Source organism: Chitinophaga sp. SYP-B3965, from assembly GCF_009647655.1.
Lineage (GTDB): Bacteria > Bacteroidota > Bacteroidia > Chitinophagales > Chitinophagaceae > Chitinophaga.
On the sequence record NZ_WJFD01000001.1, the window covers coordinates 820,588 to 839,724 of the forward strand.

The following is a 19,137-nucleotide window of genomic DNA, read 5'->3' on the forward strand; positions in this document are numbered from 1 at the left end:
AAAGCCCTGCTGTGAACAGGGCCTCGCCATTTTTCATTCGTAAGAACAAAAAGTAAAAAACAAAGTTATGCTACTAAAATGGGTGAAACAACTCCCAGGGAAATTATTTGCCATTCCCTTCCTGATGCTGCTGCCAGCCATTACCCTGGCCCAGGAAGCCAGGTTTTCCGTAAAGTTCGAACAAGGTAGCCTGGAGCAGGCACTCAATCTGCTGCGAAAAGTTACCGGCACAAGTATCGCTTTCAGTAAAGAAGAGATCAATGGCGCTGTTATTCCATCATCAGAATACAGCAACAAAACAGTGGAGCAAATACTGAATAGCCTCCTTACCAATATTCCCTTTGGCATAGAGAAAAAAGGCACCGCCTGGCTCGTAAAGAAAACCGCTGAAAAACAAAAGAAACCAGGCAGAGTAAGCGGTAGAATTATTGATGAAGAAAACGCCCAACCTGTACCAGGCGCTACCATCCGCATCGGCAGCAACGGCGTTACCACAGACGAAATTGGCGCTTTTACCCTCAGCTTACCCAAAGGACAATACGAAGCGGAAATTTCTTCTATTGGTTATGGCACTAAAAAAGTAACAGAAATAATAATAAAGGATGATGAGATCTTTACGATAGACATTCCCCTGAAAAGAGCAAAAGGCCAGTTGAGTACGGTTACCGTATCTTCCCGCCGGATAAAAGAAACCGGCACCATTGCTGCCATCATCACCGAGATCCGGGAGGCAGACGCTGTGGTAAGCGGTATTTCCAGGGAGCAGATCAGCCGCAGCCAGGACAGGGATGCTGCTGAAGTAGTACGCCGCATTCCCGGCATCAGCGTAGTAAATAATCGCTTTGTTGTAGTCCGCGGTCTTCCCCAAAGATATAATACAGTGATGCTGAACGGCACAACCGCACCAAGTTTCGAAGCAGACAGCCGCGCCTTTTCTTTTGATATCATGCCCAGCAGTATGGTAGACCGGATTTTGGTATACAAAACCGCCCTGCCTGAATTACCCGGCGATTTTGCCGGCGGACTGGTAAAAATTTATACCACAGGCATGCCGGTAAAAAACTTCTTCAATGTATCCTTTCAAACTTCCTTCAGGCAGGGCACTACATTAAAAGAATTTTACGAACAACCCCAGGGCAGCAAAGCCTTTCTGGGATATGATGATGGCACCTATGGTTTACCCGCAGCTTTTAAAAAGGTAAGGGAAACAAACGGCCGCATAGATCTGTTATCGCCTGAACAGCGCCGTCCTCTTACAAAAATGCTGAATGAAAATTGGGAAGCCGGGCAAAGGAACGCACCCCTGGATACCCGTTTGAATATAGACTTTGCCCGCCGGTTTGCTTTAGGCAAAAATGTTCAGTTCGGTTTTGTTTCCGCGTTCAGCCACACCAACACTTACCGTTACCAGGTTATACTGCGGAATACCGGGAAGTATACCGGCGGCGTGGATGATATAATAGGAGATGAGATATTCAAACGGGAATATACATTTTCAGATCAAACTTACGAGCACGCAGTCCGCTTAAACGGTCTGGTGAATCTTTCACTGGCGGTAGGAGAAAATCACCAGATAGAATTTAAAAACCTGTATACCCATCTGGGTAGTTCAACTTACATCAACAGATCCGGGGTAGCCGGAACTGAGGCCACAGATTCAGATCAGGGCTATTTATCCCAACCTATTTTTACAAATACCTACAGAGGTACTTACCTCGCACAATTAAGCGGCCATCACAAGTTCTTTAATAAAAAGACAGAGATCAACTGGCTGCTGGCTTACAATCAAACCAAATACAATGATCCTGACCAACGCAGCAGGGAATTTTACGCCGATGACACTTCAAAATACTACGGCAGCTATTCATTGAAAGAACGTGAGTTAAACGCAGATATCATTTCCGATGTAAACCGTGGCCGTCAGTTTATTACCCTGCCCGATACCTCCAGGACCCTGGGAATTGACATTGTACAGCATCTTAAATTCCTGGGAATAACCCCGCAATTGAAAGCCGGTATTTTTGTGGAAGACAAAGGCCGGACCTTCGAATTCATACAACTTGGGTATGTTAAAGATGATCCCCGGTACGGACCGGGATATATAGTGGCGGAGAACTTTGGCCGCCATAATAGTTACACAGCTTCCAACCTGTTACAGGCTGGATATCTCTCCACAGAGATCCCCATCAGATCATGGAAGATAACCGGCGGTGTAAGAATAGAAAAAAACAAACAGGAGCTGAACACATTTTCCTGGGAAAGGGTCGGCCCTAATGCCGGTTCGGAAATTAACCTGAACAGGGAACACACCAGTGTTCTGCCATCCGTAAATATCAGCTACAACCTGAATAGTACCAGCCTGGTGCGTGTTGCTTATTCCAAAACGCTGAACCGTCCTGAATTCCGTGAAATAGCCAGCTTTTATTACAAAGATTATTACACCGGCAGATTGGCCTACGGAAATCCGAACCTGAAAACACAAACGGATATCAGTAACCTGGATCTGCGCGTGGAGCATTATCCCGGTTTGGGAGAAATGATCAGCCTCGGTGTTTTCTATAAAGAATTTAAAAACCCGGTTGAGTTTTATTATTACGTAGGTACCAGCAGCCGCAATAATTTCCAATGGGGCAATGCGGAATCCGCGAAGAATTATGGCGCGGAACTGGAACTGATCCTGGGACTGCAGCGTTACTTTTCAGAAAAGAATTGGGTGTCCAGGCAGCTGCAAAAAGTATCAATCCTTGTCAACGCCGCATATATACATAGCAGGGTAAACCTGGGGCCCAAGGCTGGCATCCAGGATAAAGAAAGACCCATGTACGGGCAATCACCTTACCTGATCAATGGCTCCATCAATTATACAGATGAAGATAAAGGACTCAAATTAACTGCTTCTTATAATGTTATCGGCAAAAGGCTTTTCGGGATCGGCAATACCGACTACCCCAATATTTATGAAATGCCCCAGAACCTGCTCGATCTCAGTTTTTCAAAACAGATCACAAAGATCTGGGAACTGAAAGGCGGTATCCAGAACCTGCTGAATGCCCGCAGTATGCAATTACAGGACGTTAACAGGGATGGCAAATACAAGGCCTCCGAAGGGGCATTCGATGCAGTGGATAACCTCTATCAATCATCGTATGAAGGAACATACTTCACTGTAGGAGTGGGTATCAAGTTATAACGATAAAAAACCAGACAAATGAAAACTACTAAAATAATAAACCTTGCAGGCATCTTAATGGCGCTTGCAATCATAATAAGCGGTTGTTACAAACAGGAACCTGTTTTTAATTTCATTGAAAAACCCGTTCCCGGTCCTCCTCCGCCACCGCCGCTGTCGAATGACCTGAAGAACGTAACGCTCAATTACAATGGGGCCGTGCTGAAAACCAGTATGATCGCCCAGCGGACATTTGATCCTTACAGTGCACCCTCAGCATTCCACCGCTATCGCACCGGCTTTGAGCTGGCGCTGCGCCTGGATGATAATAACAATATAGAACTTTATCAGAAACTGCAGGTTCAAATTCCCATAAATGAAAAGGGAGAACCCGTTCCCGGCAAATACACGATCAAAAATAACGTAGTAACGGAAGGCGGTGATATGAATATTAAATACACCAAAGGAATTTACAGCGATGTTTTCCCCGATGCCAATTTTAAAACGGGTAAAGACAAATTCATTTTTGATATGGCTTTAAGGCTGGAAGTGTTTGATACAGCCACGCACGAGGTAGCAGGTTATATAGATGAACTGATCATCCAGGATAAAAGTAATCTGGCCAGGAAAGTAATTTTTAAAGACCTGGGATTCACGCTGAATTATAACCATATGGAGATCTTCCTCAATGATACTTTGGCTTTTGAAGGAGCTACCGATGCTAATAGTATGTGGTATTACGGGAATGGCCTTGCTACGTTAAACGGGGCTTCATCAGCATCGCCATTTATTATGGCTTCCATGTCGTTTAATATCACTGAATTTACCGGAGTGGGAAGTTACACTTACAAAACCAATACTGATGACCTTTCTTATGGCCCCAGCGCCAATATTTCCATGAATGAAGGTACAGGCATTGGAGATGTGGATGGATATTTATCACCCGCAATATTTCCTGTGGATGATCATACTATCAAAGTAGAAACTTACATAGAAAATGTACTGATAAAAGGAACATTGTCTGCCGCCAAAGCGCAGCTGTGGGGCAATAATACCGGCGGTTATTATCCCAGTGACCTTATTGCAACCAGGCCTCCTTTCAAATTGACAGGATCTTTTTTCCAACGCCAGTTGTAATCAAAATTGCCGGTGTGTTAATAAACGCACCGGCAATTTGTTATTTTAGCGTAATGACACAATACGAATACTTCCAGCACTTTCACACTATCAGCAAAGCAGATCACCAACTGCTTACGGATCAACTCAAACCCAGATCGTTTAAAAAGAACGATCTCCTGATCGTCCCTGGCCAAACACAGAAAGAACTGTACTTCGTGAAAAGCGGCATCCAGATGTCTTATTTCGAATCAGAAGACGTAATAGCTTTCACCTATGCCCCGGACCTCTGTGCCATCCCGGAATCCTTCTCCTTCCAAACCCCATCAAAATGTTACCTCACCTGCCTCACAGACAGTGAACTGGATTACATCTCTTACGAAGACCTCCAAAAGCTGTTCGATCAAAACCAGCAGATAGAAAGATTGTTCAGAAAGATGACAGAAGCCGTACTGGCAGGAATGATCAACCGCCACCATGAATTACATGCCTTAACGATGGAAGAACGATACAAAGCTTTCTGCCAGCGAAGTGCTCACCTGTTGCACTTAGTCAGCCACAAACACATCGCATCCTACTTAGGCATCAGCCCAACAAACTTCAGCAAACTCTTTAATAAAGTAAAATTCTGATTAGTTGGTCTATACCAACATTTGTTTGCAAAGTACCCTCCAACTTTGCAAATAAAAAAGCATGACACACGCCTGGCTCAACAGATCCGAATACCCTTTCCATTCCAAGTATTATACCATTAACGGCCACAAACTGCATTACATTGATGAAGGCCGCGGAGAAATCATTTTATTCGTACATGGCACACCTTCCTGGAGTTTTGATTTCCGGCATATCATAAAAGAAGCGAAAGATAACTACCGCTGCATAGCCCTCGACCATATTGGTTTTGGCCTCTCAGATAAACCAGCAGAATACGATTATTCCACCATCAACCACAGCCGAACACTGGAAAAATTCATACTGGAAAAAGGACTGGAGAACATCACCCTGGTAGTACATGATTTTGGTGGCCCCATCGCATTAAACTTTGCCATACAATACCCGGAGAAGATAAAGAACATCGTTATCATGAACTCCTGGTTATGGCGCAGCCCCGTAAGTAAAATATTGAAAAGCCCCTTACTGCCGTTTTTATATCGCTACTTAAATTTCTCTCCTAAAGTGCTTCTGTCGCAATCATTTGGTGATAATAAACTCGCGAGCCACTTAAAAGCCCAATACACAAAACCATTCGCAAACAAAAGCCAGCGCAATGGTGCACTGGCTTTCGCAAGATCATTATTAAACGATCAGGATTGGTTTGAAGAAGCGCTCTGGAATAAAAAAGAAACCATAGCCAATAAACCAACGCTATTCATATGGGGAATGAAAGACCCCTTTATTAAACCTGCTCACCTCGATAAATTCCAAACAGGGTTTCCCAATTCAACAACATTAAAACTCGAAACCGCCGGCCATTTCCCACAGGAAGAACAACCGGAAACAGTAACAAGGACCATCCTTAAGTTCTTATCTCTCTCCGCATGAAGAGATAATAAGAAAGCGCAAAGCAAACCGTTGTAGCAGCAATCAATCCACTCACCTGCGGCCACACCACCAGTAAACTCTCCCGAACAGACAACGGCGAAGGAATAGCCCCTGCCATCTGCTCCATCGTTAAAGGCCCCAGGCTGCGAACAGATGGCATCAGCAGGGTAGTGGTAGCATCGGAATATAACTGGCTGGGCACAAAACGCAGCAAGGTTAAAATGATGCCGTTATAAGAGATGATCTGATCCTGCGTCAGCGAGTTTGGATCAGGAAGGAATGCCTTGATAAAGATGTTCACCAGTATCTGGTAGAACACCGTAAAGAATAACCAGATAGCAATGGCCATGAGGGCAGAAGTAGCCGCCTGCTTGAACCTTACAGATAAAAGTATAGCCAGGTTCAGCCAGAAGGCTACATAGATAATACTCAGCAGCACAAAACCCATGATCCGGATAAATTCAGACGGCTCTATATTCACACCCGTAATGTATAACCCGCCACCGATCATCAACAGATTGAGGGAAAGAAATAGTGTACTGATCACGATCAAAGACGCAACGAACTTGGCATTGATCACCGCATCCCTGTAAACAGGCTGCGCTACCAGCCTCACCAGCGTACCGCTGGACTGTTCTGAATTGATGGCATCAAACCCCAACGCAATGCCTAATAAGGGCCCCAGGAAGCCAATAAAGATATGAAAAGGTGGAAGTGCTCCATCTGATGTGGTGAGCAGTTTCAGGTATAAGAACAACCTGTCCGGATCATCATAATTGCCTACTGCTCTGCCGATGTTGATCATGGCAATATACGTAGACGCAAAGAAAGTGAGCAGTATTAATCCGCCCAGGATGATGAAGCGCCAGCTGCGCACCTGGTCAGCCACCTCCTTTCTCACCATCACAAAGAACGGAGAACTACCGCTTTGAGAACCTGCCGAAAAAAGACCGTTGAAAAAGGCCGCTTGACTTTTCATTAGATACGTTTTCCTTTAAATTATTTTCAAAATACTGTTGATAGATCTCATCCAGTCCGTATGTTTTCTTTTGCACGCCGGTAATATCCAAACCCTTGCTCACAAGGAGCCGCACAAGGTCTGGCGTAATATCCTGTTCGCCGGATATTTCAACTCCTCCATCCACAACAGCAACCTTTTTAACCCCCGGCATTTCCAACACGGCCGAAGATGGAAATTCCCCATCCGCTGTTACCTGCACCACATAAGGCGAAGCCTTAAACAGGTTCCGGGCCAGCGTTTCAATATTACCTTCTGCCAGTAATTGCCCTCCCACGAAGATGCCTACACGATTACAAACCTGTTGCACCTGGTGCAGATGATGGGAAGATAATAATATCGTTAGGCCGCGCTGTTCATTCAATTGCTGAATGAGTGCTAAAAAATCCCGCACGCCTGTAGGATCAATACCAAGTGTTGGTTCATCGAGGATGATCACCTCCGGTTGTTTTATCAATACTTCTGCCAGTCCCAGCCGTTGTTTCATACCACGGGAGAAGGTGCCTGTTTTCTTTTGCATGGCGCCTTCCAGCCCAACTTCTATCAGCATTTCACGCGCACGATCTTCCACTGCGGTTATCCCATTCAACCGCCCGATATAAGTAAGATTTTCCAGCGCTGTCATGTCGTTATAGAAACCAACATTGTCCGGCATATATCCCACCTTGCGTTTAACAGGAATAGGATTACGCGATGCATTGATGCCACAGATACGGGCTTCTCCGGCCGAAGGTTCTGTTAACCCCAGCAACATTAATATAGTAGTGGATTTACCAGCCCCGTTTGGTCCCAGTAATCCAAATATTTCACCTTTATTGATGGACAGATGGAGATCATCCACGGCCTTTAATTTGCCATAGTATTTGGTCAGCCCAACTATCTCAATGATTTTATCTTCTGCCATATTTACGAATGAGGTAATAAACAGCCCCTAATGCTAAGAGGATGATCAATATGCCCAGCCATCCTGTGAGTATGGATGTTTTCACCGTCATGCGGAAAACCGCGTTGGCATTTGCATTGGTGTTCTTCACCGTGAAAGTGGTCACGTAATCACCGGCAATGGTTTTATCCGGCACCTTTAACGTGGCCACAATTTCCGATTCTTTACCCGGCTCCAGCCGTTTAAGATTGGAAGGAGAGAAGGTAGCTTCCCATTGCGGAGGCGCTTGTGCAGAGAGTTCCACATTGTCCAGCGCAATCGTGCCCGTGTTTTTTACCAGCAGGTGAATTTCCTTTCGGTTGCCTTCTGTTACATCGTCGCTCAGCCTTCCGGATGGTGTGGTGAGTGTAACGCCATAAGTGCCTTTCACCACAGCTTCCAGGTCTAACCGGGAAGAGTCCGCAATCCCCGTCAACGCCACCACAGGAATATTATATTTCCCTGGCTTAGTTTCAATAGCAGGATTGATCTCTATGATAATATCCTGCGTTTTCCCTGAATCGACGTTGAGGGAAGTAAGCTGGTAACCTTCCGCTTTGAAAGCGATGTTCCATCCGGGAGGCACAGTGGCCGAAAGCTGGTAAACATGTGGTACGGCCGCACTGTTGGTAAGCCTGGCATTGTAGGTGAAAGTAGTGTTGGCGGCGGCTTCAATATTCATCAGCCTTGCTGTAAATGGCGGGCTTTTTTTCTGAGCCATCACCTGTCCGCTAAAGAGCGTTAATAAGAGAAGGATACGTACTAACATAAGATTTACTTTTCCTATATAAAAATATAACGTGTGAGGATTAAAAAACACCTTCCACAGAATTTTAAGGCATTTTTAAGGAGCATACTTGTCACACCATTATACACTTTGATCACATTTTTCAACCGGCTGCATGATAACACCCGATCTTACACAGCAAATAAACTAAGTATGCGTTACTGCTTATTACTATTCATTTTTTCCACGAATATGGCCTTGGGGCAAGCCGGGTCTGTAACTGTAGAAGGCAAAAAAATGGGCTACACAAGTTATGGCCTGGAAACCCGCAAACCCAATACCCCGGTACTGGTCTTTGAAGCCGGACTGGGATCAGGCGGAGGCTCTTATGAACTCCTGTTCCCTGCACTCTCTCAAAAAACAGCAGGTATTGCGTACGACAGGAATGGCCTGGGAGGCTCAGAGCCTGATACAACCATTAAAAGCGATGGAGACGTAGCCAGGCGACTGCATGCGCTATTAAAAGAACTGAAAGTGCAACCGCCTTATTTATTGGTAGGGCATTCTCTCGGCGGCCCTTTCATCAGGTTGTTCACTGCCCTTTATCCAAACGAGGTAGCAGGCCTGCTATTCATAGACCCAACCGATTTTATGCTCACAGAAAAGGAAGATGAGCAGATCAAAACGATCTCCAACAGCGCCATGGGGTACCGGAAGCTCATTGCCACCATGTTTAAACGCGATTCTGAGGACACCACCAATTCTATCGGCACCAGGAATGAGATGAAGCGGTTAAGAAAAATAGGGTATTTCGAAGAATATACTTCCCTCGCACCACTGCCGGATATCCCGGTTACAGTGCTGATGAGTTATAACCGTTATATAGAAAAACAGGAAGAGGAATTGGGCAAGGAATTAAAGATCAACATGATGCCATGGTTCGCGGAAATGAACCGGCTCCGTATTGATCATTTCGCGGACATGATCAAAAATAACCACAATAGTTCGGTGATACTATTACCACGTTACAGCCACGGCATTCATCACCAGGACCCCGCGCTGGCTTCCACCGTAATACTCGATCTGTATAACAGGATATTAGCACAGAAAAAGTAACTTTGCTGGTGATGAAGAAAAATATCGCTTTTATTATCATAGCCATGCTCTCCGGAAATACCCTGTTTGCCCAGCAGAAACAATTCCATCTATACCTGCTGGCCGGCCAGTCCAACATGGCCGGAAGAGGCATTGTGGAACCACAGGATACCATCGGCGATCCACGCATATTATGTTTGAATAAAGAAGGCAACTGGGTAATAGCCAAAGATCCCATCCACTTTGATAAATCAGCAGCCGGCGTAGGCCCCGGTTTATCCTTCGCCCGCGAAATGATCAAACAGGATCCCAATATCGTAATAGGATTAATCCCCTGTGCTGCTGGTGGTTCCGGCATAGACAACTGGCTGTACAACCAATATTGGGAGCAAACGAAATCTTACCCCTGGGCTGATGCAGTAGCAAGAACAGAACGCGCCATGAAAGATGGCATCCTGAAAGGGATCCTATGGCACCAGGGTGAGTCCGATTCCTCCCCTGAAAAAGCAGCCCAATACAGTAATAAACTGGACGAACTGGTAAATAAATTCCGAAAAGAATTCAACCTGCCCAACCTGCCTTTTATTGCCGGCGAATTACCTGAATTCAATAAACGCGCAAGCGCCATCAATCTTCAATTGCAGGAAGCGAAGAAACGTTTATCTCATTTTGAAATAATATCCGGTAAAGGATTAACACCTAACGCAGATGGCTTACACATAGATGCTGCTTCACAACGTATATTTGGAAAGAGATATGCAGAAAAAATAATTCATCAATAAAAACTATAACTGTTAACCTTTCAAGCTATCGATACATTCCCGCAGCTCATGTAACCAACCAGCATCCGCATCATCATCAAGATGCGCTTCCAGCAAAGGTAAAAATTCGTTATCTCCCAGTTCGGTGATCGCTTCAAACAATAAACTTCCGAAATCGCCCGTCAGAAGCTCCCGTTTAATAATATCTTTTACACGGTCATCTTTTCGCACCGCTAATCCAACGATCGCTTCAAACCGCGTCTCTTCATGTTTATCATTTATCCTGTTCCATAAAGCCGTGATGATATCAGGGTTATTTCTTTCCGTTCTGCTGGCAATACCAAAAACAGCCCAGCTTCTGATGGCCGAAACTTTGTCCATGCTCAATGCGATCAATGTATGAATGGCCTCCATATGGTCAACGCCCAGTAAGGCATAAGCAACCGCTTCCCGGATCTCTTTATCTGCATGATCTTTGAACGCAGCAATGGTGTTTATTTGTGCAGTATTTAGCTGCTCGTTATTATGGCCAATCGCATACAGAACGGAACGGATGGCAAACCCCTTTTGCAGCAGTTCAAAGTACAGGGTGATCTTTTGTTCGGAATAGGGGAGATGTGCCAATACATCCACCGCAAGTTCCTTTTCCTGGTCACTGCCAGATGCCGCGAGTGTATAACAGGTAGCGGTTATCCCATCCCGTTTGCGCAATTCCCGGATATTCTCCCAATACGTTTTGTCGGACTTGTTATGCAGCAGCCGTGTAAATAGCTGTTCCGCCGTCCAGTTTGTTCTGCTCATAGGTTCCGCAAAGTACAAACTTTAATGCCTATATTTGTCCCCTCAAACACCCTTTACCTGTCATGATACGTACGATAAGCATCTCCCTCTGCACCTTACTGTTGTTTTCCTGCGCAAAGAAGAACAGCCCTGAGCCGGAAGCCCAGCCAGAAACGGTTACTGCCTCCATACAAGGCAGGGTACTGGACGAAACAGGTATTCCTGCTGCTAATATCACCGTAAAGTCTTTGGATGCCTCGGCCATTACCAATACAGACGGAGAATTCCGGTTTGATAAAGTGGTCCTGGCAAAAACGGATGCGTATGTATATGTAGCAGCACCAGGATATTTCAGTACCGGCAGAACATTCACGCCCCAGGCAGGTAATATAGGTTTTACTGAAATACAGCTCATCCGCAGGAATAAAATAACAAGCGAGTCAACTTTCGAAGGCAAAAATAGTATCCGTTTACCCGATAACGGTGTGATCAATAAAATACAAAAGACCCCTTACGCAGGGGAGGTCAGTGTATTCGCCCGTTACCTTTCTCCGTCAACCTTGAAAAGCTCTTCCATAAGGCCCGGCGGAAATTATGGATATGATAAGTCCGGCAAAAAGAAAACATTGCGTCCTTACGGTATGCTGGCCATAGAACTGGAAGGCACAGGAGGGGAACAACTCCAGCTTGCCAGTGGAAAAACGGCTACTATTAAAATAGAGATCGCTGCCAGCATGGTATCCACCGCTCCAGCTACCATTCCTTTATGGTATTTTGATGAAGAAAAGGGCATATGGAAAGAAGAAGGCACCGCCACCAAACAGGGAGATGTTTACGTAGGCACGGTAAGCCATTTTTCCTTCTGGAGTGCGGATATGCCGGAAGAAATGATCAATCTCTCCCTGCAATTCAAGAACACGGAAGACCGGCCTTTTTCATTTCACTATATGAGGATCTCAGAAACGGCAAACGACTCCTCTTACGTTTACTTATACACAGATTCTTCCGGCAGCATCAACACAGCAGTTCCCCGCAACAAAGAATTGCGCCTGCGCTTTTATAATTTATGCGGCCTTGAAATAAAGAATTTCACTTTCCCTGCAATGGCAGAGGATAAGAATATGAATGTATTGACGGTAGATGCACTCACTACCACATTCGCCATTCTCCGCGGTAAGCTCACTACCTGCAATGGGGCACCTTTAACGAATGGATATGCACTGATACAGCAAAAGAACGGGCATTCCAGGATACCAACAGATAACCAGGGGCAATATGTGGCAAGAGTAGCCATCTGCACAGGTACAGAATTAAATGTGGCTGTCATCGGCGTAGATTCATCAGCCAAACAGGAAAGCCCCAACCCTTATTACCTGAAGGTAACACCAGGGCAGGAATACGCCATCCCTACCATACAGGCCTGCGGTTTATCTGGTGAGATATATTTTGAAGTAAAGCTAAACGATGTCCCATTTAATTTTGCCCTTCCAGCATATAGCTTTTTCGGATCAAGATTGCCTTATCTCATCAGTCAGGATAGTGCCACCCAGATCTATTCAAATAACCTGGCCACTCCTTATGACCTGTCGGCAAGTGCAACCTTTGGTGGTGTTTCCCGGCCGGGTAATTACAAGATCTTATCCGCAAAGGTATTAACCAGTCCAACTTCGGATATAAGAGCGACTTCTGCTTACCAGTTGAACATGCAGATTACAGAATATGGTGCGGCCGGACAATTTATAAGCGGTGGCTTTGCCGGTTATATGTTCAATCAGGCACAGCAGAGCCAAATAACATACGTCAGTTTCCGTTTCAGGGTAAGAAGATTAATTTAGAGGAACTGATAAACGAAAACAAAATGAAGCACCTCCTGTTCATATTCCTTTTTTTTACCACAGCCGCATCCGCACAACTGGATACCGTCAACCTGTCCGGTCATAAAGTGGCCCTGAATAAGAGTGGTTTTCCTGAACAGATCCAAACGGCCTCCCGGAATATCCTCGCAGAAAATATCCATTTCCATATCATCAATGCTGCCACGCATAAAGACATCCCCTTTAAACAGGAAGGCATCACCATTCAATCGGACAAAATGAAATGGAGCGCCATCCATACTTCAGAACAGTTAAAAATGGAAGTGAAGGTATTGGCTGACATTCATGGTGCACGTTTGCTCTATAACATAAAACTTACCGCATTGCAGGATGTATCCCTGGACGATATTAAACTGCATATCCCTTTCGATAAAAGCGTGGCAAAGTATATGAAAGGTTTAGGCAGGGAGGAAGGCCCACGGCCGGATACCATTAATTGGAAATGGGCTGATAAATACCAGGATAACCCCTGGGTAGGAGATAAAAATGCCGGTTTGGAATATCTCCTGCATGATGGTTTTCAAAAACCACTCCCCACTACATGGGTTAATGCAGGAAAAGGAGGCATCACCATGTACATCAAAGGTAAATCCATGCTCTCCGAAAATTACAGCGGCGCACGCAGCATGAAAAAGAACGATGTACTCTATTATAACTTCACCCTTTTCATTACCCCATAGATTTCATACCTTTCGGGCTAAGAATCGACCTTAAGGTAATCTGGTGATTGTCAATAATGTATTATACAATGAGAATGAAAGTGATTTGTTGCAGCAGGTAGCTGCTGGCAATGAGCATGCATTCCGCCAGCTGGTAGAACAATACTCCGGTCTCCTCTACAAATTCATCTACCGCCATACCAACGACCAATTACTCTCAGAAGAGATCGTACAGGACATCTTCGTAAAGATCTGGCAAACAAGAGAAACACTCACCGGCCTTCGCAGCTTCCGTGCTTTCCTGCTCATCATATCCCGCAACCATGTATTGAACACCATCAAGAAAATGATGCGGGAAAAGAAGAAACAATGGGAATGGCAAAAGGAAAACACCACTACACAGGAAGAAGACCGCCAGGAACTGGAAGAAGTTTTCGGGCTCATAGACGACGCAGTGAACCGTCTGCCCCCGCAACAAAAGAAGGTCTGGATCCTCAGCAGGAGAGAAGGCCTCAAATATGAACAGATCGCCGCCGAGATGAACATCTCCAGGGACGCCGTTAAAAAATACCTCCAATACGCCAATGGCGCTATCAAAGAACACGTGACCAATAATATTAATATCCCGCTTCTGGTGATCTTATTATCACGTTTCTAAAAATTTCTTACTTCCCCGTATCCCCTATTTTAAATTATTGTTGTCTTTATAGTTATATGGCAAGGTTAGAGATATTATATAACCGGTGGTTGAACAAAACTGCAAGTCCTGCAGAAGTGGAGGAGTTTATGGAACTGCTCAACCAGGGCGTGTCTAAGGAGGAATTTTCTCCCATGATCACCCGGGAATGGGAGGTTTTGCAGGATGAAGGAGAACTCTCCATAGAAAAAAGAAAAGCGATGGCGGACAGGATACTGAAAACGTACCCCGCAGCCAAAGAGCCAAAAGTCCGCTTCATCAAAACATGGATGAAAGCCGCAGCCGTTATTGCCATCCTGCTCACTGCAGGCACTTACTTAATTACCCGCACCACAGAAACGCAGATCACAGCAGAAAAAATAAATGATGCCGCACCCGGCACCAGCAAAGCCATACTCACACTGGCAGACGGTTCCACCGTTACGCTGGACAGTGCCGGCCAGCAAATGATCCCCAAAACTACTGCCTACCAACAGGGAGGCAAGCTAGCCTATAATAAGAGCAACAGCACGGAAATAACGTATCATACATTAACTGTACCCAGAGGCGGACAGTTCCAGCTGGAACTATCTGATGGTACAAAGGTTTGGTTAAATGCCGCTTCCTCCCTTCGGTACCCCACTGTTTTCGAAGGTAAGGAAAGGAAAGTGGAGGTCACCGGGGAGGCATATTTTGAAGTGGCTAAGAACGCAGAAGCCCCCTTCCGGGTAATGGTTAATCAACGCGCTACCGTAGAGGTACTGGGAACCATTTTTAATATCAACGCGTATACAGATGAAGAGGATATAAAAACAACCCTGCTGGAAGGCTCCGTAAAGATCGGGGAGGTAGTCTTAAAACCAGGCCAGCAGGCACAATTAGCAGAGCAGATAAAGGTAGTAAGCAACGTAGATCTGGACAAAGTGACCGCCTGGAAAAAAGGCGTGTTCAATTTCGAGGATGCAGATCTGAAAGAAGTCATGCGCCAGCTTTCAAGGTGGTACGACATTGACGTGGCTTATGAAAAGAATATCGGGAATATAGAATTTGTAGGTAAGATTAGCAGAAGCACCTCTTTGAAGGGCGTGCTGAAAGGACTGGAAAATACAGGCGTACAGTTCCGCCTGGAGGGGAAAAAATTAACGGTAATAAAGTAGTAGTAAAAATTAGCATGAGATATAGGGGGATCCTGCACAGGGACCGCAAGGGGGAACATTTTTCAAAAACCAACCAATAAAAAACAAAAACCGGAAGTGCATGAACACCTCCGGTATAATCGTCAGTTAGTGAATTAAAACAAAGCACGTCCGGCAAGACAGCTTCATTTCTTAATCAACCAAATAACAATGCAATTTATGCAAAAAAACTGCTATGCGCTACCCGCTGGTCCGGGTAGGCGGCGTTCGATCACCGGGATCCTGATCAGATCACTATGCATAGGGTCTGGTAGTCGCAGGATCAACCTAATTGTTAATGCGATGAAATTAACTGCTGTTTTACTCACTATTGGCCTGGTCAATGTTTATGCGGCCAGCTCTGCGCAGTCCATCACCTTGTCAGGAAAGAACATACCTTTGAAAAAGGTCTTCGATGCTATCGAGAAACAGACCGAGTATGTGGTTTTTTCGAAAAAGAATGATCTGCAGAACACCACCGCACTCACCATTTCTGTAAAGGATATGCCCCTCGCAGAATTCCTCAGGATGGCGCTGAAAGACCAGCCGGTCAATTTCAGTATTGAAGACAAAACCATCTTCCTCTTCAAAAAGCCGGTCATCACAGAACAGCCTGCAACACCTGTTGCAGATACCACGCAGCCATTGCGCAGCATTATCGGTATAGTGACCGATGAAGAAGGCAAACCGCTGCAATTTGTATCTGTTGCTGTGGACAGCAGAAGAGGCGCAAGAGCAGGCGCCGTTACCTTATCAGATGGTTCCTTTTTTATCAGGGATGTACTCTCCGATGAAACACTGATCATCAGTATGATAGGATATAAAACCAAGGAAGTAAAAACCCGCAACTGGAAAGTACCTGCCATCAGGCTGGAAAAGTCAGTAAGTCAGCTAAAAGACGTAGTGATCTCCAACGGTATGTACACCCGGAAAGTAGAAAGTTTCACCGGTGCCGTTTCCACCTATACCGGAGAGCAATTGAAGAGCGTAGGTAATAAGAATATATTAGAAAGTCTCAAAACACTGGACCCTTCTTTCATCATGGTAGAGAACAATACACTGGGTTCTAATCCCAATGCATTGCCTAACATTGAAGTGAGGGGAAAAACAAGTATCAGTACTACCGGCCTGAATGATCAGTTTGCCGCAAACCCTAACCAGCCGCTGTTTGTACTGGATGGTTTTGAAAGCAGCCTGCAGGCCATTTACGATCTGGATATGAACAGGGTAGCCTCTATTTATATTTTGAAAGATGCTGCTTCTACCGCTATCTACGGTTCCAAAGCAGCTAACGGTGTAGTGGTAGTAGAAACAAAACGCCCCGTGGCAGGAGAGTTGCGCGTTAGTTATACTGCAGACGTTTCTTTTGATATACCGGACCTCACCAGTTACAACCTGATGAATTCTTCAGAGAAGATACAGTTCGAAAAACTGTCCGGCGTATATGAATCACAACCTAACTTCCAATACGAATGGACACAGAAGTATTACGAACGCCTGGCTTCTGTTGCCAGCGGCATCAATACTTACTGGATCAACGAACCTGTACGCCTGGGAGTTGCTAACCGGCATTCTTTGCAGTTATCCGGTGGTAACAGAGACCTGCAGTTTGCAGCCGGTGTTTCTTACCGTAACCAGGATGGTGTAATGAAAGGATCCGGGCGGCAATCATTTGGCGGAAACTTTATGCTGGCCTACAGGAAAGGTATCGTGAATATCACCAATATCATGAGTGTGGATGGAAATAAAGGCGAAGAATCTCCCTATGGTTCTTTTACGGCATTCTCACAAGCCAATCCTTATTATAAGAAAACCAGGCCGGATGGCTCCGTAGGAAAATACCTGGACTCCAGTTCCATTTCCAACATATACGTATACAATCCGCTCTTTGATGCCGGTTTATACAGTATCAATGAAACAAAAGGTTTTTCCTTTTCCAACAACCTGCAGGCCATCATAACCCTGTCTAAAAAATTCAGGTTACAGGGAGGATTACTGTTAAGTCGTGGAACGAATAATTCTGTTCGATTTATCCCGCCGGATAATTCCTCTTTCGATAAAACAACAGATACCCGCCTGAAAGGAACATACAACAGCAGGCAGGCAGACAATACGAACTATAACGGGAACATCATGGTCACGTATGGTGAGGCCATCGGCAAAAGTCAGCTGAATGCCAACGCCCGCGCAGACATTTCCCAATCTATTTCCCGTACCACCGGTTTTGGGGCCACAGGTTTCCCTTCCGGCTCTAATGGTAATCCTGCTTATTCCTATAGCTATACCCCTTTCGGAAGACCAGCTTCTTCTGCTGTTACACCACGCAGTGTGGGTTTTGTAGGAAGTATCAACTATACCTACGACAATCGTTTTCTGCTGGATGCTACTTACCGCCTGAGCGGCAGCAGCGTGTTTGGTTCCAACAAATTGTTCCGGCCATTCTTTTCTGCCGGTATAGGATGGAACTTACATAATGAACCATTCTTCCAGCAGATCAGCTGGATCTCGCTCCTGAAGATCAGGGGAAATATCGGGATCACAGGAAATGAAAACCTGGGTCAGTTCACGTCTGTTTCTACCTATACTTATGTGCCCGGCCTCAACAATTTTGGCCAGGGATTAGCGCTGACCTCACTGGGCAATCCTGACCTGGAATGGCAGGAAACAGTACAGCAGAGTTATGGTCTTGATTTCTCGCTCTTCCGCAACAGGGTGAACGGAAACGTGGGGTATTACATCAAGAAAACAGACCCGCTGGTGATCACCGCCACCGGTGCCGTACCTTCTTCCACAGGGGCCAATGATAATTACATGCTTAATGCAGGGAATCTCGTCACCAAAGGATGGGACTTCACCCTGCGTACCTCTCCGATATATAATCTGAGAGACCGGATCATCTGGAACGTGGGCATTATGGGAAATGCATATACCGCCATTTATGGTGGCTTCAATAACAAACTGCAGGCACTGAATAAAGATCAGCTGGATAATAAAGGACTGGTGCGTTATACAGATGGTTATAGCCCGGACGATATGTGGGCCGTTGTTTCAAGAGGTATTGATCCCGCAACAGGGCAGGAGATCTTCCAGAAAAAAGATGGTACGCTCACTTTCGTCTATAATACCGATGATATCATAAAGGTAGGTAATTCAAGACCAGTGATAGAAGGAGTGGTGAATACTTCCTTTACTTATAAGAGCTTCACCTTTGGCGCCAATGTGCGTTACAGGATAGGTGGCTCCGTGTTCAACAACGCATTGTATTCACGCGTGGAAAATATATCGCTGCAAAACCTGGTATACAACCAGGATAAGCGCGCTTTATATGAAAGATGGAAAAAGCCCGGCGATGTGAGCCAGTATAAATCCATCCTGCTCAGTTCCACCACACCCATATCCTCCCGTTTTGTACAGAAGGATTCCCACCTGGTAGGAGAGTCCTTTAGCCTGAACTGGCGGATATATAGCGGCTGGATCAGGAAACTGAAATTACAGGGCCTTAACTGCAGCCTGTACATGAATGATATTTTCAGACTGGAAAGTGTACAAACTGAAAGAGGATTGGATTATCCTTTTGCGAGAACGGCTTCATTCAGTATTAACGCATCCTTCTAAACACAAGA

General features: G+C 45.3%; 15 protein-coding genes. 11 read left to right on the forward strand and 4 right to left on the reverse strand.

What is annotated here, in order from left to right; translation table 11 throughout:
- Nucleotides 1-67 precede the first annotated feature (67 nt).
- The 4 genes from GFS24_RS03220 to GFS24_RS03235 all read left to right on the forward strand — a co-directional run bounded on the left by GFS24_RS03220 (nt 68) and on the right by GFS24_RS03235 (nt 5,827).
- On the forward strand, nt 68-3,190 hold the full coding sequence (locus GFS24_RS03220) for a TonB-dependent receptor (RefSeq protein ID WP_153658129.1): 3,123 nt from the start codon (nt 68-70) through the stop codon (nt 3,188-3,190).
- A gap of 18 nt (nt 3,191-3,208) precedes the next feature.
- Nucleotides 3,209-4,306, forward strand: coding sequence for a hypothetical protein (locus GFS24_RS03225; RefSeq protein ID WP_153658130.1), 1,098 nt, complete (start codon nt 3,209-3,211; stop codon nt 4,304-4,306).
- Nucleotides 4,307-4,359: 53 nt separating this feature from the next.
- Entirely contained in the window at nt 4,360-4,917 is a 558-nt protein-coding gene (locus tag GFS24_RS03230; protein ID WP_153658131.1) for a Crp/Fnr family transcriptional regulator, read from the forward strand.
- A 61-nt stretch (nt 4,918-4,978) separates the two neighbouring features.
- Nucleotides 4,979-5,827: an alpha/beta fold hydrolase gene (locus GFS24_RS03235; protein ID WP_153658132.1), complete on the forward strand. Its 849-nt coding sequence runs from the start codon at nt 4,979-4,981 to the stop codon at nt 5,825-5,827.
- Here the strand turns inward: GFS24_RS03235 and GFS24_RS03240 are convergent.
- From GFS24_RS03240 to GFS24_RS03250, 3 genes are read right to left on the reverse strand one after another with little or no spacing between them, the layout of a single operon-like run.
- Nucleotides 5,802-6,806: an ABC transporter permease gene (locus GFS24_RS03240; RefSeq protein WP_153658133.1), complete on the reverse strand. Its 1,005-nt coding sequence runs from the start codon at nt 6,804-6,806 to the stop codon at nt 5,802-5,804. The genes GFS24_RS03235 and GFS24_RS03240 overlap by 26 nt on opposite strands.
- Nucleotides 6,748-7,749, reverse strand: a complete 1,002-nt coding sequence (locus tag GFS24_RS03245; protein WP_153658134.1) for an ABC transporter ATP-binding protein — start codon at nt 7,747-7,749, stop codon at nt 6,748-6,750. Before GFS24_RS03245 ends, GFS24_RS03240 begins: the two co-directional genes overlap by 59 nt.
- Nucleotides 7,736-8,536, reverse strand: coding sequence for an NEW3 domain-containing protein (locus GFS24_RS03250; protein WP_153658135.1), 801 nt, complete (start codon nt 8,534-8,536; stop codon nt 7,736-7,738). Before GFS24_RS03250 ends, GFS24_RS03245 begins: the two co-directional genes overlap by 14 nt.
- Nucleotides 8,537-8,707: 171 nt before the next feature.
- On the opposite strand from GFS24_RS03250, the gene GFS24_RS03255 reads away from it, so the two are divergent.
- Both GFS24_RS03255 and GFS24_RS03260 read left to right on the forward strand, forming a co-directional pair.
- Nucleotides 8,708-9,610, forward strand: a complete 903-nt coding sequence (locus GFS24_RS03255) for an alpha/beta fold hydrolase (protein ID WP_153658136.1) — start codon at nt 8,708-8,710, stop codon at nt 9,608-9,610.
- Between the two features lie 11 nt (nt 9,611-9,621).
- Nucleotides 9,622-10,371 carry a sialate O-acetylesterase gene (locus tag GFS24_RS03260; RefSeq protein WP_153658137.1) on the forward strand — a complete coding sequence of 250 codons (750 nt, stop codon included), beginning with the start codon at nt 9,622-9,624 and terminating at the stop codon, nt 10,369-10,371.
- Nucleotides 10,372-10,383: 12 nt separating this feature from the next.
- Here GFS24_RS03260 and GFS24_RS03265 read toward each other — a convergent pair whose 3' ends face one another.
- A complete protein-coding gene (locus GFS24_RS03265) occupies nt 10,384-11,151 on the reverse strand; it encodes a hypothetical protein (protein ID WP_153658138.1) in 768 nt (255 codons plus the stop codon).
- A gap of 62 nt (nt 11,152-11,213) precedes the next feature.
- On the opposite strand from GFS24_RS03265, the gene GFS24_RS03270 reads away from it, so the two are divergent.
- The 5 genes from GFS24_RS03270 to GFS24_RS03290 all read left to right on the forward strand — a co-directional run bounded on the left by GFS24_RS03270 (nt 11,214) and on the right by GFS24_RS03290 (nt 19,129).
- The gene (locus GFS24_RS03270) at nt 11,214-12,965 is read left to right on the forward strand and encodes a carboxypeptidase-like regulatory domain-containing protein (protein ID WP_153658139.1); all 1,752 of its coding nucleotides are present in this window, start codon (nt 11,214-11,216) and stop codon (nt 12,963-12,965) included.
- Between the two features lie 23 nt (nt 12,966-12,988).
- Entirely contained in the window at nt 12,989-13,684 is a 696-nt protein-coding gene (locus GFS24_RS03275) for a glycoside hydrolase domain-containing protein (protein WP_153658140.1), read from the forward strand.
- Between the two features lie 43 nt (nt 13,685-13,727).
- Complete coding sequence (locus tag GFS24_RS03280; protein ID WP_173002949.1) at nt 13,728-14,321, forward strand: RNA polymerase sigma-70 factor; 594 nt, start codon at nt 13,728-13,730, stop codon at nt 14,319-14,321.
- Nucleotides 14,322-14,410: 89 nt separating this feature from the next.
- Entirely contained in the window at nt 14,411-15,496 is a 1,086-nt protein-coding gene (locus GFS24_RS03285; protein ID WP_173002950.1) for a FecR family protein, read from the forward strand.
- Between the two features lie 321 nt (nt 15,497-15,817).
- Nucleotides 15,818-19,129 (forward strand): SusC/RagA family TonB-linked outer membrane protein, encoded by a 3,312-nt coding sequence (locus tag GFS24_RS03290; RefSeq protein WP_173002951.1) that lies wholly within the window; start codon nt 15,818-15,820, stop codon nt 19,127-19,129.
- Nucleotides 19,130-19,137: the final 8 nt, after the last annotated feature.

Coding starts and splice junctions, on each gene's coding strand:
- GFS24_RS03235 (WP_153658132.1), top strand. CDS start 4,979: ATGACACACGCCTGGCTCAACAGATCCGAATACCCTTTCCATTCCAAG.
- GFS24_RS03230 (WP_153658131.1), top strand. CDS start 4,360: ATGACACAATACGAATACTTCCAGCACTTTCACACTATCAGCAAAGCA.
- GFS24_RS03250 (WP_153658135.1), bottom strand. CDS start 8,536: ATGTTAGTACGTATCCTTCTCTTATTAACGCTCTTTAGCGGACAGGTG.
- GFS24_RS03255 (WP_153658136.1), top strand. CDS start 8,708: ATGCGTTACTGCTTATTACTATTCATTTTTTCCACGAATATGGCCTTG.
- GFS24_RS03220 (WP_153658129.1), top strand. CDS start 68: ATGCTACTAAAATGGGTGAAACAACTCCCAGGGAAATTATTTGCCATT.
- GFS24_RS03245 (WP_153658134.1), bottom strand. CDS start 7,749: ATGGCAGAAGATAAAATCATTGAGATAGTTGGGCTGACCAAATACTAT.
- GFS24_RS03275 (WP_153658140.1), top strand. CDS start 12,989: ATGAAGCACCTCCTGTTCATATTCCTTTTTTTTACCACAGCCGCATCC.
- GFS24_RS03225 (WP_153658130.1), top strand. CDS start 3,209: ATGAAAACTACTAAAATAATAAACCTTGCAGGCATCTTAATGGCGCTT.
- GFS24_RS03290 (WP_173002951.1), top strand. CDS start 15,818: ATGAAATTAACTGCTGTTTTACTCACTATTGGCCTGGTCAATGTTTAT.
- GFS24_RS03240 (WP_153658133.1), bottom strand. CDS start 6,806: ATGAAAAGTCAAGCGGCCTTTTTCAACGGTCTTTTTTCGGCAGGTTCT.
- GFS24_RS03265 (WP_153658138.1), bottom strand. CDS start 11,151: ATGAGCAGAACAAACTGGACGGCGGAACAGCTATTTACACGGCTGCTG.
- GFS24_RS03270 (WP_153658139.1), top strand. CDS start 11,214: ATGATACGTACGATAAGCATCTCCCTCTGCACCTTACTGTTGTTTTCC.
- GFS24_RS03260 (WP_153658137.1), top strand. CDS start 9,622: ATGAAGAAAAATATCGCTTTTATTATCATAGCCATGCTCTCCGGAAAT.